General features: G+C 71.3%; 14 protein-coding genes and 1 pseudogene. 12 read left to right on the top strand and 3 right to left on the bottom strand.

Features of this window, described 5'->3' with window-relative positions; translation table 11 throughout:
• Positions 1-123: 123 nt before the first annotated feature.
• Both AB0F03_RS16325 and AB0F03_RS16330 read left to right on the top strand, forming a co-directional pair.
• Positions 124-912: a response regulator transcription factor gene (locus tag AB0F03_RS16325; RefSeq protein ID WP_361991649.1), complete on the top strand. Its 789-nt coding sequence runs from the start codon at positions 124-126 to the stop codon at positions 910-912.
• Positions 913-2,349, top strand: a complete 1,437-nt coding sequence (locus AB0F03_RS16330) for a HAMP domain-containing sensor histidine kinase (protein ID WP_361991653.1) — start codon at positions 913-915, stop codon at positions 2,347-2,349.
• A 106-nt stretch (positions 2,350-2,455) separates the two neighbouring features.
• Here the strand turns inward: AB0F03_RS16330 and AB0F03_RS16335 are convergent, their stop codons facing one another.
• Complete coding sequence (locus tag AB0F03_RS16335) at positions 2,456-2,728, bottom strand: hypothetical protein (protein WP_361991655.1); 273 nt, start codon at positions 2,726-2,728, stop codon at positions 2,456-2,458.
• 89 nt (positions 2,729-2,817) lie between these two features.
• Between AB0F03_RS16335 and AB0F03_RS16340 the strand changes: the two are divergent.
• Positions 2,818-3,268, top strand: a pseudogene (locus tag AB0F03_RS16340) (M55 family metallopeptidase).
• Between the two features lie 83 nt (positions 3,269-3,351).
• Here the strand turns inward: AB0F03_RS16340 and AB0F03_RS16345 are convergent.
• A complete protein-coding gene (locus AB0F03_RS16345; RefSeq protein ID WP_361991657.1) occupies positions 3,352-4,764 on the bottom strand; it encodes an MFS transporter in 1,413 nt (470 codons plus the stop codon).
• A 227-nt stretch (positions 4,765-4,991) separates the two neighbouring features.
• Here AB0F03_RS16345 and AB0F03_RS16350 point away from each other — a divergent pair, with 227 nt between their 5' ends.
• From AB0F03_RS16350 to AB0F03_RS16365, 4 genes are read left to right on the top strand one after another with little or no spacing between them, the layout of a single operon-like run.
• On the top strand, positions 4,992-5,879 hold the full coding sequence (locus tag AB0F03_RS16350) for a helix-turn-helix transcriptional regulator (protein ID WP_361991660.1): 888 nt from the start codon (positions 4,992-4,994) through the stop codon (positions 5,877-5,879).
• A gap of 52 nt (positions 5,880-5,931) precedes the next feature.
• Entirely contained in the window at positions 5,932-6,465 is a 534-nt protein-coding gene (locus AB0F03_RS16355; protein WP_361991663.1) for a hypothetical protein, read from the top strand.
• Positions 6,466-6,477: 12 nt separating this feature from the next.
• The gene (locus tag AB0F03_RS16360; RefSeq protein WP_361991664.1) at positions 6,478-7,488 is read left to right on the top strand and encodes a hypothetical protein; all 1,011 of its coding nucleotides are present in this window, start codon (positions 6,478-6,480) and stop codon (positions 7,486-7,488) included.
• A 21-nt stretch (positions 7,489-7,509) separates the two neighbouring features.
• A complete protein-coding gene (locus AB0F03_RS16365) occupies positions 7,510-8,844 on the top strand; it encodes a Dyp-type peroxidase (RefSeq protein WP_361991667.1) in 1,335 nt (444 codons plus the stop codon).
• A gap of 208 nt (positions 8,845-9,052) precedes the next feature.
• Here the strand turns inward: AB0F03_RS16365 and AB0F03_RS16370 are convergent, their stop codons facing one another.
• Entirely contained in the window at positions 9,053-9,490 is a 438-nt protein-coding gene (locus tag AB0F03_RS16370; protein WP_003974483.1) for a hypothetical protein, read from the bottom strand.
• Positions 9,491-10,258: 768 nt separating this feature from the next.
• Between AB0F03_RS16370 and hemL the strand changes: the two genes are divergently transcribed.
• The 5 genes from hemL to AB0F03_RS16395 all read left to right on the top strand — a co-directional run bounded on the left by hemL (position 10,259) and on the right by AB0F03_RS16395 (position 15,252).
• Positions 10,259-11,578, top strand: coding sequence for a glutamate-1-semialdehyde 2,1-aminomutase (gene hemL / locus AB0F03_RS16375; protein ID WP_361992188.1), 1,320 nt, complete (start codon positions 10,259-10,261; stop codon positions 11,576-11,578).
• On the top strand, positions 11,575-12,270 hold the full coding sequence (locus tag AB0F03_RS16380) for a histidine phosphatase family protein (RefSeq protein WP_361991670.1): 696 nt from the start codon (positions 11,575-11,577) through the stop codon (positions 12,268-12,270). Before hemL ends, AB0F03_RS16380 begins: the two co-directional genes overlap by 4 nt.
• A gap of 200 nt (positions 12,271-12,470) precedes the next feature.
• A complete protein-coding gene (locus tag AB0F03_RS16385) occupies positions 12,471-13,763 on the top strand; it encodes a hypothetical protein (RefSeq protein WP_361991672.1) in 1,293 nt (430 codons plus the stop codon).
• Between the two features lie 117 nt (positions 13,764-13,880).
• Entirely contained in the window at positions 13,881-14,471 is a 591-nt protein-coding gene (locus AB0F03_RS16390) for a TlpA disulfide reductase family protein (RefSeq protein WP_361991675.1), read from the top strand.
• A gap of 1 nt (position 14,472) precedes the next feature.
• On the top strand, positions 14,473-15,252 hold the full coding sequence (locus tag AB0F03_RS16395; protein WP_361991678.1) for a cytochrome c biogenesis protein CcdA: 780 nt from the start codon (positions 14,473-14,475) through the stop codon (positions 15,250-15,252).

Below are 15,252 nucleotides of genomic sequence, written 5' to 3' on the forward strand. Positions count from 1 at the left end.
CGGGACGGTCGCTGTGCCACCAGGGCGCCGGCAACGGCTGCGACGGTGAGAGGCCGGTAAAAAGGGTGATCGTGGGGCCGCCGCCCCCGGCTGAACCGGCGGCGGCCTTGGCAGACTGGGGGCGTGCCCCCGACTGTGCTGCTCGCCGAAGACGACCGCGCCATCCGCCACGCCCTGGAGCGGGCCCTGACCCTGGAGGGGTACGAGGTGACGGCGGTCGCCGACGGCGTGGAAGCACTGGCCCAGGCCCACCGGAACCCGCCGGACGTCCTCGTCCTCGACGTGATGATGCCCGGGATCGACGGCCTCCAGGTCTGCCGCGTGCTGCGCACGGAGGGCAACCGCACCCCGATCCTGATGCTGACCGCCCTCGTGGAGACCGCCGACCGCATCGCCGGCCTGGACGCCGGCGCCGACGACTACGTGGTCAAGCCGTTCGACGTGGAGGAGGTCTTCGCCCGGCTGCGCGCCCTGCTGCGCCGCACCAGCCCGGTGCCCACCGCCGACGGCACCCCAGAAGGCGCCGTACGCGAAGGCGCCGTACGCGAAGGCGCCACGCGCGAAGGTGCCGTACGGGACGGGGCCGGACGGGAGGCGTCCGCCCCCTCCGACCGGCAGGTGGAGGCCGCTGGTCTCCGTATGGACCTCCAGGCCCGCCGGGCCTGGCGCGGCCGGCGCGAGCTGGAACTGACCCGCACCGAGTTCGAACTGCTCGAACTGCTCGTGCGCAACGCGGGCATCGTGCTCGACCACTCCACGATCTACGACCGGATCTGGGGGTACGACTTCGGGCCCGGCTCCAAGAACCTCGCCGTGTACGTGGGCTACCTGCGCCGCAAACTGGACGAGCCCGGTGCCCCGCAGCTGATCCACACCGTGCGCGGCGTGGGTTACGTGCTCCGGGAGGACTAGGTGGGACGCCGCTTGCGGCTGCCGGCCCGGCCCCGGCCGAAGCTGGTCTCCCTGCGCACCACCTTCGCGGTCTCCTTCGCGGCCGTCACCGCCGCCGTCACGATCCTCGTCGGCATCCTGTCGTACAACTCCGCCGCGCGGCTCGTCCGCGTCGACCAGCAGTCGGTGTTCACCCAGGTCGTCCGGGACGTCCAGGACGAGGTACGGCAGCACGAGATGGTCCCCGGGGACTTCTCCTCCTCCCGCCCCGGGCACGACCTGGTCCGCCCCGCCCGCACCGACGTCCAGGTGCTCGGCGCGCGGGGGCAGATCATGGACCACGGCAACCCGGTGCTGCCGGTCACCTCCCGGGACCGGGCCATGGCCCTCGCCCGGACGGCCGGACGAGTGGTCCAGCACAAGGACGTACGGGTGGACGAGGACCTGTTCCGCATCGCCACCGTCTCGCTCGGCGACGGGCGCGGCGCGGTCCAGGTCGCGCAGGAGTTCAGCGACACCGAGGACCTGCTGCGGGCGTTGCAGCAGCGGACGCTGATCCTGATGGCGGCGGTCGTGGTGGCGGCGGGGCTGTTCGGCTGGTGGCTGGCCCGGCGCATCACCCGGCGCCTGGTGATCCTCACCTCGGCCGCGGAGGACGTGGCCCGCACCCGCCAGCTCGGCATCCAGGTGCCGGTGGCCGGTCTGGACGAGGTGGGACGGCTCGGCCGGGCCTTCGACCGCATGCTGGGGCGGCTGGCCCAGTCCGAGGAGGACCAGCGGCGCCTGGTGCAGGACGCCGGCCACGAGCTGCGCACCCCTCTCACCTCGCTGCGGACGAACATCTCACTGCTGCGGCGGATCGACGAACTGCCGCCCGACGCGCGGGAGGAACTGGTCGCCGACCTCGGGCAGGAGGCCCGCGAGCTCACCGACCTCGTCAACGAGCTGGTCGACCTCGCCGCCGGGCAGTCCGACGGCGAGCCGCCCCAGCGGGTGGACCTCGCCGACCTGGCCGAGGACGTGGTCGGGCTGGCCCGGCGCCGTACCGGCCGGGACATCCTGCTGCACACCAGCGGTGACACGACGACCGACGGCCGGCCCGGGATGCTCCAGCGGGCCATTTCCAACCTGGTCGAGAACGCGGCCAAGTTCGACCGGGGCGGCAGGGCGCCGATCGAGGTCGCCGTCACCGGGCCGGCGCGGCCGGGCACGGTCCGGGTAGAGGTGCGGGACCGGGGGCCGGGGATCGCCGAGGGCGACCTCGTCCGCATCTTCGACCGCTTCTACCGCGCCGCCGACGCGCGCGCCCTGCCGGGTTCGGGTCTCGGCCTGTCCATCGTGCGTGAGGTCGCGACGGCACACGGGGGAGCGCCGTTCGCCTTCCGGCGGGAGGGCGGCGGGGCCGTCATCGGCTTCACGACCGGAGGCGGGTTCACGCACAGCGGGGGCGGTGCCTGACAGGGGATCGACGGGGCGTACGGGGCTCACGGGGCTGACAGGACCGTCAGTGCGTGTGGGGCTCGGGGGCTGAGGGGGCTGACAGGTTGCGACGCGCGGGCCGCTGTCAGCCGCCGCCGTCGCGCCGGGCCGCCGTCAGCAGCCAGGCCAGGTTGCCCACCGCCGCCCCGGCGGCCACCGTCGCGACGATCACCCCGCCGGTCGCCAGGCCGTCGCTGAACAGGTGCGGGCGCCGGTCCAGGCTGTGCAGGCCGAAGCCGCACAACTCGTACACGCCGATGGCGGCGATCGCGAGGCTGATGACGAGAACGGTCAGCGTCGGCGCGAGACTGCGCACACAGACCTCCCCGGCGGGCTCCGCTTCCGTGATGTCCTGCATGGATCCCCCGATGAACGAACGTGTGAAGAGCCCGGTGGTCGCTGGCGGTTGGGAAACTACAATACGTAGCGCGCGTCAGGGTCGACGCCGTGCTGACCTACCTGAGCGTGGACATGGAAGGCATCACCGGGCTCGTCGACGCCGACGACGTCCAGCCGGGCGGCCGGGACTACGAGCGGGGCCGCTCCATGATGGCCGAGGACGTGAACGCCGCCGTACGGGGCGCGCTGGCGGCCGGCGCCACCGGCATCCTCGTCAACGACGCCCACGGACCGATGCGCAACCTGCTGCCCGAGGCCCCGCACCCGGCGGCCCGGCTGGTGCGCGGCAGGCCCAAGCGGCTCGGCATGCTGGAGGGTCTGACCGGGGAGTACGACGCCGCGCTGTGCGTCGGCCACCACCTTGCTCGGCATCCCCGGCGTGACGGCCGACGACGCGCGGACGGTCCGCGCGACGGACCGGCTGCCCGCGCTGTACCGGCAGTTCGGGGTGTGGATGCGGGTGGCGACGTCACTGACCAATCAGCCGCCGTACTGCTGACCGCCCGGCCGCCCGGTACGACACCGCACTGCCCCGCGCCCCGCCCCGCATCTCCCGCGCCGCAGCCGGCCCGACCGGGAGTGTCACCGCGTCCCGCGCCGCAGGACGAGACCGCCGGCGAGCGTGCCGACGAGGACGACGGCCGCGTTCACCGCGATCGCGGTCCGCAGCCCGCCGAGGACAGCCACCGCGCCCGTACCCGACATCGCGGCGGTGGCCACGGTGCTCATCACCGGGGTGCCCATCGTGATGCCGATCTGCTGGGTCATCGTCGCCAGGCCGGTGGCCAGTCCCTGCTCGTGGTCGGCGAGCCCGGACGTGGCGGTGACCATGAAGCCGACGATGACCAGCATGTTGCCCACCCCGCCCGCGAACGTCGCCCCCAGGAAGAGCCAGAGCGAGGCGTGGCCGGTGCCGAGCCCGAGCAGGGCCGCCGTGAACAGGGCCTGCACGAGACCGCCGGCCAGGATCGTCCGGGGCGCGCCGAACCGGCCGATCACCCGGGGGGCGACGGCCCCGCCGACGACGGTTCCCGCGCCCAGCACGCCGAACGACAGCCCGGCGGCCAGCGGGGAGAAGCCGAGCACCTCCTGGAGGTAGAGGGTCAGCAGGAACACCAGCGACGTCTCGGTCAGGAACGCGATCAGCCCCACGACGTTGCCCCACGCCACCGACCGCTTCCCGAGCACGCCCCACGGCACCAGCGGCGCGGGCACCCGGCGTTCGACGGCCCGGAACGTCAGCAGCAGGGCGGCCCCGGCCACCAGCGGGACCAGCGTGGCCGGTGCGCCCCAGCCCTGTTCGCCGGCCCTCGTCAGACCGAGGACGACGGCGAGCAGCCCGAACGTGACCGTCACCGCACCCGGCACGTCCAGCTTCGGGCGTTCCCCGGGCCGTGACTCGGCGATGACCGCGGGCGCGACGAGGAGGACGGCCAGCGCGACCGGCACGTTGACGAAGAAGGACCAGCGCCACGACAGCAGATCCGTCAGCAGGCCGCCGAGGACCGCCCCGGTGGTGAAACCGGCCGACATCAGCGCCCCGTTGAGCCCGAGCGCCCTCTCCCGCAGCGGACCCTCCGGGAACGACGTCGTCAGCAGCGACAGCCCCGCCGGGGTCACCGCGGCGGTGGCCAGCCCCTGGCACACCCGGGCCGCGATCAGCATCCCGGGGCTCTGCGCCAGCCCACCCGCCAGTGAGGCCGCGGCGAGGACGACGAGACCGCCCAGGAACAGCCTGCGGCGGCCGAAGAGGTCGGCGACCCGGCCGAACAGCAGGGTGAACCCGGCGGCGCACAGGGCGAACGACGTGCCGATCCACTGGAGGTGGGCGAGGGAGAAGCCCAGGCCGGCGCCGATCACCGGCAGGGCCACGTTCAGGATGGAGAAGTCCACGGCCAGCATGAACTGGGCCGCGAGCAGCAGCACGAGCACCAGGCGGAGCCGTGGGGTGAGAACCGTGGGCGAACCCGCGGACGGTGTGACGGTGACGGACATGACGAGGAGATCCCCTCTGTGCTGCGGAGTCGCGCGGTACGAACTCGTCCGTCCCGGCCGGGGCGGAGCCGCGCGGTACGAGGCTGGTCCGCTCCGGCCGCCCCAGCCAGCACCGTCTCCTGACCACCCGCCGCGAGGGTGGTCATCACAGGACCACCCACGGGCGTCCCCTGCCCGTGCCCCGGCGGGCAGGATGGACCTCGACCGCCCGACACCCGGAGGCACGCATGGGCGCCCTGTCCGAGCTGGGAGACTTCCTCAGGTCCCGCCGTGGCGCGCTGCGGCCGGAGGACGTCGGCATCGCGACCGCGCCGGCCCGCCGCCGGGTCGCCGGCCTGCGCCGCGAGGAACTGGCCCTGCTCGCGGGCGTCAGCATCACCCACTACACCCGCCTCGAACAGGGCCGCGCGGCCGGCGTCTCCGACTCCGTGCTGGAGGCGATCGCCCGCACCCTGCGGCTCACCGAGGACGAGACCGCCCACCTCAAGGACCTGGCCCGCCCGGCCACCGGGCACCGCCCCGGCGGATCCCGCGCCGAGCACGCCACCCCGTCGGCCCGGCAGCTGCTCGCCGCCATGACGGACGTACCGGCGCTCGTCCTCGACCGGCGCGGCGACGTCCTCGCCTGGAACCCGCTCGGCCACGCGCTGCTCGCCGCCCACCTGCCCCGCGAGGCCCCGCACACCCCGGCGGACCGGCCCAACCTGGTACGGATGCTGTTCCTGGACGACCGGTACCGGAACCTGTATCCCGATCACAGGGAGGAGGCCCACCTCGCGGTCGCCTCCCTGCGCCTGGTCGCGGGCCGCCACCCCGACGACCGCGCCCTGGCCGAGCTGATCGGCCGGCTCTCCATCCACAGCGACGAGTTCGCCGCGCTCTGGGCCCGGCACCCGGTCCGCACCTGCACCTCGGGCGGCAAGTCCCTGCACCACCCGGCGGTCGGCGCGCTGCACCTGAGCTTCGAGAACCTGTGCCTGCCCGGCCCGGCGGGCCAGCGCCTCATCACCTACACGGCCGAACCCGGCACCCCGTCCGACGCGGCCCTGCGCCTGCTGGCCGGCACACCACGATCAGGGTCCGATCTCCTCCCGCTCAGCGGGCGCGTCCGGTGAGGGGGCGGGAAGATGAATGCGTCCCGGCTGCGGAACGGCGGGAGGAACAGGCATGGAGATCAAACCGCAGGCAGTCGTTCTCCCCAAGGAGACCGATCATCTCGAGCAGGGGAAGTACGGGCCCGTCTTCCCGAAGACTCCGGCGTGTTACGGGTTCACCATCGTCGCGAAGGTCAAGCCCGGCCACGCCGACGCGATGCGCGAGTACGGCCGGACACTGGCCGAGGCGCTGGAGAAGGATCCCTATCTGCTCGCGCCGTTGAAGCTGCACTACCTCCGCTGGGTCCTCTTCGATGACGACACGCGTTTCATGTACCAGGGAATCTTCGACACCGACTTCGACAAGTACACCGAGGATGCCGTCGCCCTCTTCTCCAAAGCGGGTGTGAGCACGGCGTTCGAGCATCTGGAGGGGTTCCCCGAGGACTGGCGGACCAACCCGGAGGCATTCGCCGGATTCGTCCGCGAACACCACTGTCCGAGCTTCATCGAGTACGGGGAGTACCCGTATGTGACGGCGGACGAGATCAAGAAGGCTCTGCGGGTCAAGGGCGCGCTGTCCGAGATGCTCGACCAGTTGCAGTGAGGGCTGCCAGAGATGAACAGAGCCGAGACCGCGCGGACCTACAACCAGAAGCACGTCCCACGGGAGTTCACCCGTGGCGGGAGACGGGTGAGTGTCTACGTCTCGTGGAGCTATCCGGCGGAGGCAGGACGGAAGGCGGCCGAGCTGGACAACCGCTTCTCCACCATGACCGAGGTCAGGAGGGCGGCATGGCCGGCCTACGAGGCCCCGAAATGGTCGGACCCGAATCAGTTCCAGCAGGGCATCGCCGGCTCCCTCGAACTCTTCTTCTGGGCCTGGCTGCCGTTCCAGGAGTTCGTCGAGGAGGTGACCGGGCATCCCGTCCCGGTGTATCAGCGCATCGACCAGGCGGGCTTTCACACACCCCTCGATGAGCGCGTGCTGGCCGACACGGACGTCTTGTTCGTGTTCGGACTGGATCACATGGTCACAGGACAGGATGCCCGGGCCGGGGAGATCGAGGCCCTCACGGCCTTTCTCGCCCGGGACGACGCCCGTCTCGTCCTCGGGCCTCATCACGATGTCGGCGCGTCGGACGATCTGTCCGTGCGCGAGATGGAGCACCGGCATCACGGCGATCCCCTGGTGCCGCGCCAGCAGCGGTTCGCCACCTACGTCAGGGATCTGATGAAGGGCCTGGGCGTGCCGGTCGTCAACCGGTACGGGCTGCGCCCCGCGACGGATGCGGACCGACGGATCGCCCCGCTGTCCACGGTCGGAGATCTGGACGAGAGGGGATGGCTGCGCGGAGTCACGAACCTCAACTTCCACCCGCACCTGCCGCACTACGCGGTGACGACCGATGAGCCGAACGACATCCATGTGCTGGCCCGGCAGCGGATCGACACGTCCCGGCCCCATCCCTTCACCGAGGCCGGGAACACCGAGTTCAACATGTTCCTGTGGATGCCCCCCGGCGGGGACCGGGCGGCGGATGTGCTGCTGGCCGATTCGACGATCTTCAGCACGCTCTTCGGCGCCGACGACAGCCTGCGGAACTTCTGGCGCAACCTCGTCTCGTAGCGATGCCGCAGGGAGGCGGACGTGAGCGCACCCATGGACACCACACTGGAACTCGACGACATTCAGCGCGGGGTGCTCAGCCCGCGGCCGACCCCTTACGCCGCGACGTACCTGGCCTTCCGCATCGACGATCGGACCCAGGGCCGGGAGCTGATGCGGCGGGCGGGTTCGGCGGTGACCTCCGCCGCCGACTCGTCCAGCCCCCTCGGGGACACCTGGGTCAGTGTCGCTGTCACCCGCTGGGGCCTGGAGGCCCTGGGGGTGCCACGCGCCTCGCTCGACACGTTCGCGTGGGAGTTCCGGCAGGGAATGGCCGCCCGCGCCGGAGCGCTGGGCGATGTGGGTGCGAGCAGCCCGGAGAACTGGGAAACACCGCTCGGCACGACCGACGTCCATGTGGTCATCACGGCGGTCGCACCCGACTCCCCGCGTCTGGAGGCGGCCATGGACCGGGCCCGGCCCGTCCACGACCGGCTGCCTGGCGTGACGGCGATCTGGCGGCAGGACTGCTATGCGCTGCCCACCGAGACGGAGCACTTCGGCTACCGCGACGGCGTCAGCCATCCGGCCGTCGAAGGCAGCGGCGTTCCGGGGTCCAATCAGTTGGAAGTCCCCTTGAAGAGCGGTGAGTTCGTCCTCGGCTATCCGGATGAGCTGGGCGGTGTCCAGGCGCCGCAGCCGACCGTGCTGGGGCGCAACGGCAGTTACGCGGCCTTCCGTAAACTCCACCAGAAGGTCGCCGAGTTCCGGGCCTACCTGAAAGACAACTCCACCGGGCCCGAGGACGAGGAACTGATCGCGGCGAAGATCCTGGGCCGCTGGCGCAGTGGGGCCCCTCTGGCGCTCGCCCCGCAGCGCGACGATCCGGCACTCGGTGCCGACCCGCACCGCCGTAACTCCTTCCTGTACGAGGAGGTCGATCCGGCGGGATTCATCACCCCCGGCGGCTGCCACATCCGCCGGGCCAACCCCCGCGACGCCTCGGTGGCCGGAGCGGTGCGGCTGCACCGCATGATCCGGCGCGGCGCCGTCTACGGCCCGCCGCTGCCCGAGGGAGCGTTGGCGGACGACGGAACGGACCGCGGCCTGATGTTCGCGTTCATCGGCGCCCACCCGGGACGGCAGTTCGAGTTCGTCCAGTCGGAGTGGATGAACGACGGAGTCTTCTTCGGGTCGAGCGACATGCGGGACCCCGTCGTCGGATCCGCCGACGGAGAGTTCGCCTTCACCATTCCCCGGCGGCCGCTGAGACGACGCCTTGCACCGCTGCCCCGGTTCGTGGTCACCCGGGGAGGCGAGTACTGCTTCCTGCCGAGCCTGAGCGCTCTGCGCTGGCTCGGGGACCTTCGCGACTGACCGGGAGGCGGCGTGCGGGGTGCCCCGCCCGTGACGTGCTCCGCCGTCGGAGGGGAGGCACCATGGACACCCTGCATCTCGTCCTCGACGCGGTCACCCCGCCGTCCTGGGCGCACGCGCCGCGATCCTCCTCAGCGGTCTGGCGATCGACGACGCCTTCACCAGGGCGAGGCCCGAGGACCCCGCCCGATCCGTAAGAAACCCCAGGTCACGGCCACACAAGGCAGTACGGCTGATGCCCCGCCTCGTGCAGCCGGTGGCTGAAGTCCTGCCACTCGTGCAGCAGCTGGTACACGTTGAACGCGTCGCGTGGGCCGCCTCGGTCCGGGACCGTCGACCAGATGAACGCCGCCGCGCCCACCGCTTCCTCGCCGATGCCCCGCAGGGGGTCCACGACCGTCATGGGGAGTTTGACCACCGCGTAGTCGGGGTGCAGGACGACCAGTTCGAGGGGTGGCACCTTGTGCAGGGGGACGCCCTCGATGCCGGTCAGGACCATCGCGGCCATCGTCTCCGGCTTGATCTTGGTGAACATGCCGTTCATGCCCAGCTCGTCGCCGCCGAGTTCCTCGGGACGCATCGAGATGGGAACGCGGGCCGCGGTCGCACCGTCCGGCGCGCCGAAGTATTTGTACGTCACCCCCACCCGACCACCATTCCTGCTCTCCGCCCGGAGGCGGTCGACCCGGTGGTCGAGCCGGCGGTCGGCCGGCCCACCCGGCCTGCCGTCCCGCCGCTGCTCCGGCTCGCGGTCCAGTTCACGCTCCAGTTCGCGGTCCAGGTCGCGGTCCGGTTCGCGGCCGGGTCCACGGTCCGGACCTCGGTCCCGTCCGCGGTCCGGCTCCCGGTCGATCCGCTCCCGGTCGACCTGCCGGTCGTACCGCTCGGGCTCGCTCGGTACACCCTGTGCCTGCCGTGCGTCAGCCTGCCACGTGTCGGACGGCCGTGCCTCGGACTGCCGTGCGTCGGCCTGGCGTGTTTCCTGTCGTCTTTCGGTCGTTTCCTCCGCGTCGCGCCGGTGCCTTCCCCGCCGGGCACGTCGAGGACCCAGGTCGTCAGTCCCCTCGCCCAGTCCGCCACCGCGATGCATATCTCCACCCGACTGCTTTTCTAGGACGCGTGGCCCCCGCCGCGCAACCCGATCATCGTGTCAGTGACCTCCCCCACGGCCGCCCGCCGAAACGTGCGGTGGAACAACAGTCCACGGGATCCGTCCGGCCCCTGATCACCCGGCTTCTGATGATTACGTGCGCAGGAGCTGTGTGTATCAGGTGCCAGTCTCGCAGATGCCCGCCGGATGGCGGCGCTGCGATCCCGAGGCCGCCCGCGGTCCGGCCGGGGCGCGGCCTACCCTGAGGAGGTCCCCCCGCAACCGGAGTCCGAGAAGCCGGAGAAGACGCACGTCATGAGTGCCCTGAGCGAAACGCCCTATCCCTACGACGCGCCCGCCTCACAGGCGCTCTTCGACCGTGCCTCCGTCGTCACCCCGGGCGGGGTGAACTCCCCGGTGCGCGCCTTCCGCGCCGTCGGCGGCACTCCCCGCTTCATGGTGTCGGGCAAGGGGGCCTGGCTGACCGACGCCGACGGGCGCGAGTACGTCGACCTCGTGTGTTCCTGGGGGCCGATGATCCTCGGGCACTCCCACCCCGAGGTGATCGCCGCCGTCCAGGAGGCCGTGGCCCGCGGTACGTCCTTCGGCACGCCCGGCGAGGGTGAGGTCGCGCTCGCCGAGGAGATCGTCGCCCGCGTCGAGCCCGTCGAGCAGGTCCGGCTCGTGAGCAGCGGGACCGAGGCCACCATGTCCGCCATCCGGCTCGCCCGCGGGTTCACCCGGCGGTCGAAGGTGATCAAGTTCGCCGGGTGCTACCACGGGCACGTCGACTCGCTGCTCGCCGCCGCCGGGTCCGGGGTGGCCACCTTCGCCCTGCCCGACACGCCCGGTGTCACCGGTGCGCAGGCGGGCGACACGATCGTGCTGCCGTACAACGACCTGGAGGCCGTGCAGGAGGCCTTCCACCGGCACCCGGGTGAGATCGCCTGCGTGATCACGGAGGCCTCGCCGGGCAACATGGGCGTCGTGCCGCCGGGCCCCGGGTTCAACCAGGGGCTCCGGGACGCCTGCCGGGAGAACGGCGCCCTGTACATCTCCGACGAGGTCATGACCGGGTTCCGCACCAGCCGCGCCGGGTGGTACGGAATCGACGGGGTCAGGCCGGACCTCATGACGTTCGGGAAGGTCATGGGCGGCGGGTTCCCCGCCGCGGCGTTCGGCGGCCGGGCCGACGTCATGGCCCACCTCGCCCCCGCGGGGCCCGTCTACCAGGCCGGCACCCTCTCCGGTAACCCGGTCGCCACCGCCGCCGGGCTCGCCCAGCTGCGGCTGCTGGACGACGCGGCGTACGAGACCGTGGACGCCGTCTCGGCGCAGATCCGGTCCCTCGTCGGCGAGGCGCTCACCAAGGAGGGGGTCGCGCACCGGCTCCAGACCGCCTCCAACATGTTCTCGGTGTTCTTCACGGACCGGCAGGTGCGCACCTACGAGGACGCCAAGCGCCAGGAGTCGTTCCGCTTCACCGCGTTCTTCCACTCGCTGCTGGCGAACGGCGTCTACCTGCCGCCGTCGTCCTTCGAGTCCTGGTTCGTGTCCACGGCCCACGACGAGCGGGCCATCCAGAGAATCGCCGACGCCCTTCCGGCGGCGGCCCGGGCGGCTGCGGAGGCCACAGCGGCATGAGCAACAGCAAGGACATCACCGTCGTCCACGTCATGCGGCACGGCGAGGTCGAGAACCCGGACGGCATCCTGTACGGGCGGCTGCCCGGGTACCACCTCTCGGAGCTGGGGCGGCAGATGGCCGACCGGGTCGCCGAGCACCTCGCCCCGCGGGACGTGACCCATGTCTGTGCCTCGCCGCTGGAGCGGGCGCAGGAGACGGCCACGCCGATCGCGAAGGCGCACGGTCTGGACCTGGACACCGACGAGCGGCTGATCGAGGCCGAGAACGTCTTCCAGGGCAAGACCTTCGGTGTCGGGGACGGCGCGCTGCGCAACCCGGACAACTGGAAGCACCTCGTCAATCCGTTCCGGCCGTCCTGGGGCGAGCCGTACGTCGACCAGGTCGTGCGGATGATGGGCGCCCTGAACGCGGCCAAGGACCGGGCGCGCGGACACGAGGCGGTGCTGGTCAGCCATCAGCTGCCGATCTGGATCGTGCGGTCGTACGTCGAGCGGCGGCGGCTGTGGCACGATCCGCGCAAGCGGCAGTGCACGCTCGCGTCCCTGACGACGTTCACCTACCAGGGCGACAGGATCGTGTCGGTCGGATACAGCGAGCCCGCCATCGATCTCGTGCCGGTCCATCTGCGCGCCGGTGCCAAGCCCCAGAAGGGCGGGGGCACGGCCCAGGGCAAGGCCTTCGGCGCCTGACCGCACGGACTCCCGCACGGACCTCCCGGGAGAGTTCCGGGGGACTCCCGCGCGGACGACCGGAACACAGAGTCCGATTGATGTGACTTAGGGTATTCCGCCGGAGATATTGCGAAAAACATAAGAATCACAGGAACCTCCCCGATCTTCGCGCCCTCTGACTGGGTGACCACCAGCAGGCGTGACGATCGGGGATCTCCATGCGCACCTTCTCCCGCACCCTCTCCCGGAGGGGAGCACTCGGCCTCGGCGCCGGCGCGGCGGCCGCCGCCTCGCTGGCCGGGTGCGGGAGCTCCACGTCCTCGGACGGCGCCGGGCACCCGAACGGTTCCGGCAAGGGGCGGCAGGAGCAGGGCAGCAACGGCGGCGCGCGTCCGGCGCGCCCCATCGGCGACGGCTCGACCTCCTTCACCGGCCGCCAGCCTCACCAGCCGGCCAAGCCCGAGCCGCTGGAGCCGGGCCAGACCCCGCCGCAGTTCGTGGTCTTCTCCTGGGACGGCGCCGGCGAGGTCGGCAACGGTCTCTTCCCCCGCTTCCTGGACCTGGCCAAGGAGCACGGCGCGAGCATGACCTTCTTCCTCTCGGGGCTGTATCTGCTGCCCGAGGCGAAGCGGCGGCTGTACGAGCCCCCGAACAATCCGCGCGGCGCCTCCGACATCGGCTACCTCACCGACCCGCACATCAAGGCCACGCTGGCCAACGTGCGCCGGGCCTGGCTGGAGGGCCACGAGATCGGCACGCACTTCAACGGGCACTTCTGCGCCGGTCACGGCACGGTCGGCAACTGGACCCCGCAGCAGTGGGGGAGCGAGATCCGGCAGGCCAAGGCGTTCGTGAAGGAGTGGCGGACCAACACCGGGTGGACCGATCTGCCGTCGCTGCCCTTCGACTACGACAAGGAGCTGACCGGCGGCCGTACGCCCTGTCTGCTCGGCCAGGACAATCTGCTGCCCACCGCCCGTGAGCTGGGCTGGCGCTACGACGCCTCCTCGCCGGGCGGCCGTCAGGTGTGGCCGGTGAAGAAGCTGGGGATCTGGGACCTGCCCCTCCAGCAGATACCTTTCCCCGGACGTTCGTTCGAGGTCCTGTCCATGGACTACAACATGCTCGCCAACCAGTCCGTGAACTCGACCAAGGCGCCCGCCTACAACTACCCGGCCTGGCGCAAGCAGTCCGCGCAGGCGTACATCCAGGGGTTCCAGCGGGCGTACGAGACGAACCGGGCGCCGTTCTTCGTCGGCAACCACTTCGAGCAGTGGAACGGCGGCATCTACATGGACTCCGTCGAGGAGGCCTTCCTGCACATCGCGCGGGAGAAGGAGAAGGGCGCCGACGTCCGGCTGGTCTCCTTCCGGCAGTACGTGGACTGGATGGACGCACAGAAGCCCGAGGTGCTCGCCCGGCTGCGGACGCTGGAGGTCGGGCAGCGGCCCGCCGGGGGATGGAAGGAATTCCTGCGGGGCGGCAAGGCGGCCTCCTCCGACGCCGCCTGATGGGGCCGGTGTCGGCTGTTGTCTGGAATATCCCTTGTAAATACGCCCTGAAATGCGGTTTTCCGCCCGGCAGGGGGGCGCGCGAGATGCGCGGAACAGGCATGCGAAACTTTTCACATGAGTACCCGTAGCCGCGCCGTCCTGCTCAGCGCTGTGGCCGCCGTCGCGGCCCTGACCGCGTCCGCGTGCGGTAAGGGCGGTATCTCCGGTGGCGGCGGCGACACCAACTTCGTCACCGGCAACAACGGCATCGACACCGTCCCGTCCGGCAAGCGCACCGCCGTCCCCGAGCTCTCCGGCAAGACCGTCGACGGCAAGACCCTCGACGTCGCCGACTACCAGGGCAAGGTCGTCGTCCTCAACGTGTGGGGCTCCTGGTGCGGGCCGTGCCGGGAGGAGGCGAAGTACTTCGCCCAGGTCTCGAAACGGTACGAGGGCAAGGGTGTCCAGTTCGTCGGCATCAACACCCGGGACGCCAGCACCATCCCCGCGCTCGCCTTCGAGAAGGCGCGCGGCATCACGTACCCGAGCCTGTACGACCCCACCGGCCGGCTGATGCTCCGCTTCAAGAAGGGCACCCTCAACCCGCAGCTCGTGCCCTCCACGCTCATCATCGACCGGCACGGCAAGATCGCCGCGCGCGCCCTGGAGCCGCTCGACGACACGACCCTGCTGAAGATGGTCAAGCCGGTCCTGGCGGAGAAGTGACGTGAGCGCACTGCTGACGCTGGCCGCGGAGACGGGCCCGGGCCGCAACCAGACCGTCCTGCACGGCGCCCTGCTGGTCTCGTTGCCGATCGCGCTGCTCGCCGGGCTGGTCTCCTTCTTCTCGCCCTGCGTGCTGCCGCTGGTCCCCGGCTACCTCTCCTATGTGACCGGTGTCGCGGGGACCGACCTGGCGGAGGCCAGGCGGGGGCGGATGGTGGCCGGTGCCTCCCTGTTCGTGCTCGGTTTCAGTGCCGTGTTCGTCTCCAGCGGCGCGCTCTTCGGTTACTTCGGCGCCAGCCTGATCGACTACCAGGGCACCCTGTCCAAGGTGCTCGGCGGGCTCATGATCGTCATGGGCGTCTTCTTCATGGGGCTGCTGCCCTGGTTCACCATGCGCGAGTTCCGCTTCCACAAGCGGCCGACCGGCAGCCTGCTGGGCGCGCCCCTCCTCGGCGCCCTCTTCGGTGTCGGCTGGACGCCCTGCATGGGCCCGACCCTCTCCGCGGTGAACTCCCTGTCCTTCCAGGAGTCGAGCGCCGCGCGCGGCTCGCTGCTGATGCTGGTCTACTGCCTCGGCCTCGGTGTCCCCTTCGTGCTCACCGCGATCGCCTTCCGCAAGGCGCTCGGCGCCTTCGCCTGGGTCAAACGCCACTATGTGTGGGTGATGCGCATCGGAGGCTCGATGATGATCCTGACCGGTGTGCTGCTGCTGACCGGCGCATGGAGCGGTCTGATCCAGCAGATGCAGACCTGGTCCGACGGCTTCGATGTGGGGATCTGA

The sequence above is a fragment of the Streptomyces sp. NPDC028722 genome (genome assembly GCF_040637655.1).
Lineage (GTDB): Bacteria > Actinomycetota > Actinomycetes > Streptomycetales > Streptomycetaceae > Streptomyces.

Bases quoted from the DNA above. Each gene is read 5' to 3' on its own strand.
- AB0F03_RS16355 (WP_361991663.1), top strand. From the start codon at position 5,932: ATGGAGATCAAACCGCAGGCAGTCGTTCTCCCCAAGGAGACCGATCAT.
- AB0F03_RS16335 (WP_361991655.1), bottom strand. From the start codon at position 2,728: ATGCAGGACATCACGGAAGCGGAGCCCGCCGGGGAGGTCTGTGTGCGC.
- AB0F03_RS16350 (WP_361991660.1), top strand. From the start codon at position 4,992: ATGGGCGCCCTGTCCGAGCTGGGAGACTTCCTCAGGTCCCGCCGTGGC.
- AB0F03_RS16345 (WP_361991657.1), bottom strand. From the start codon at position 4,764: ATGTCCGTCACCGTCACACCGTCCGCGGGTTCGCCCACGGTTCTCACC.
- AB0F03_RS16390 (WP_361991675.1), top strand. From the start codon at position 13,881: ATGAGTACCCGTAGCCGCGCCGTCCTGCTCAGCGCTGTGGCCGCCGTC.
- AB0F03_RS16380 (WP_361991670.1), top strand. From the start codon at position 11,575: ATGAGCAACAGCAAGGACATCACCGTCGTCCACGTCATGCGGCACGGC.
- AB0F03_RS16385 (WP_361991672.1), top strand. From the start codon at position 12,471: ATGCGCACCTTCTCCCGCACCCTCTCCCGGAGGGGAGCACTCGGCCTC.
- AB0F03_RS16360 (WP_361991664.1), top strand. From the start codon at position 6,478: ATGAACAGAGCCGAGACCGCGCGGACCTACAACCAGAAGCACGTCCCA.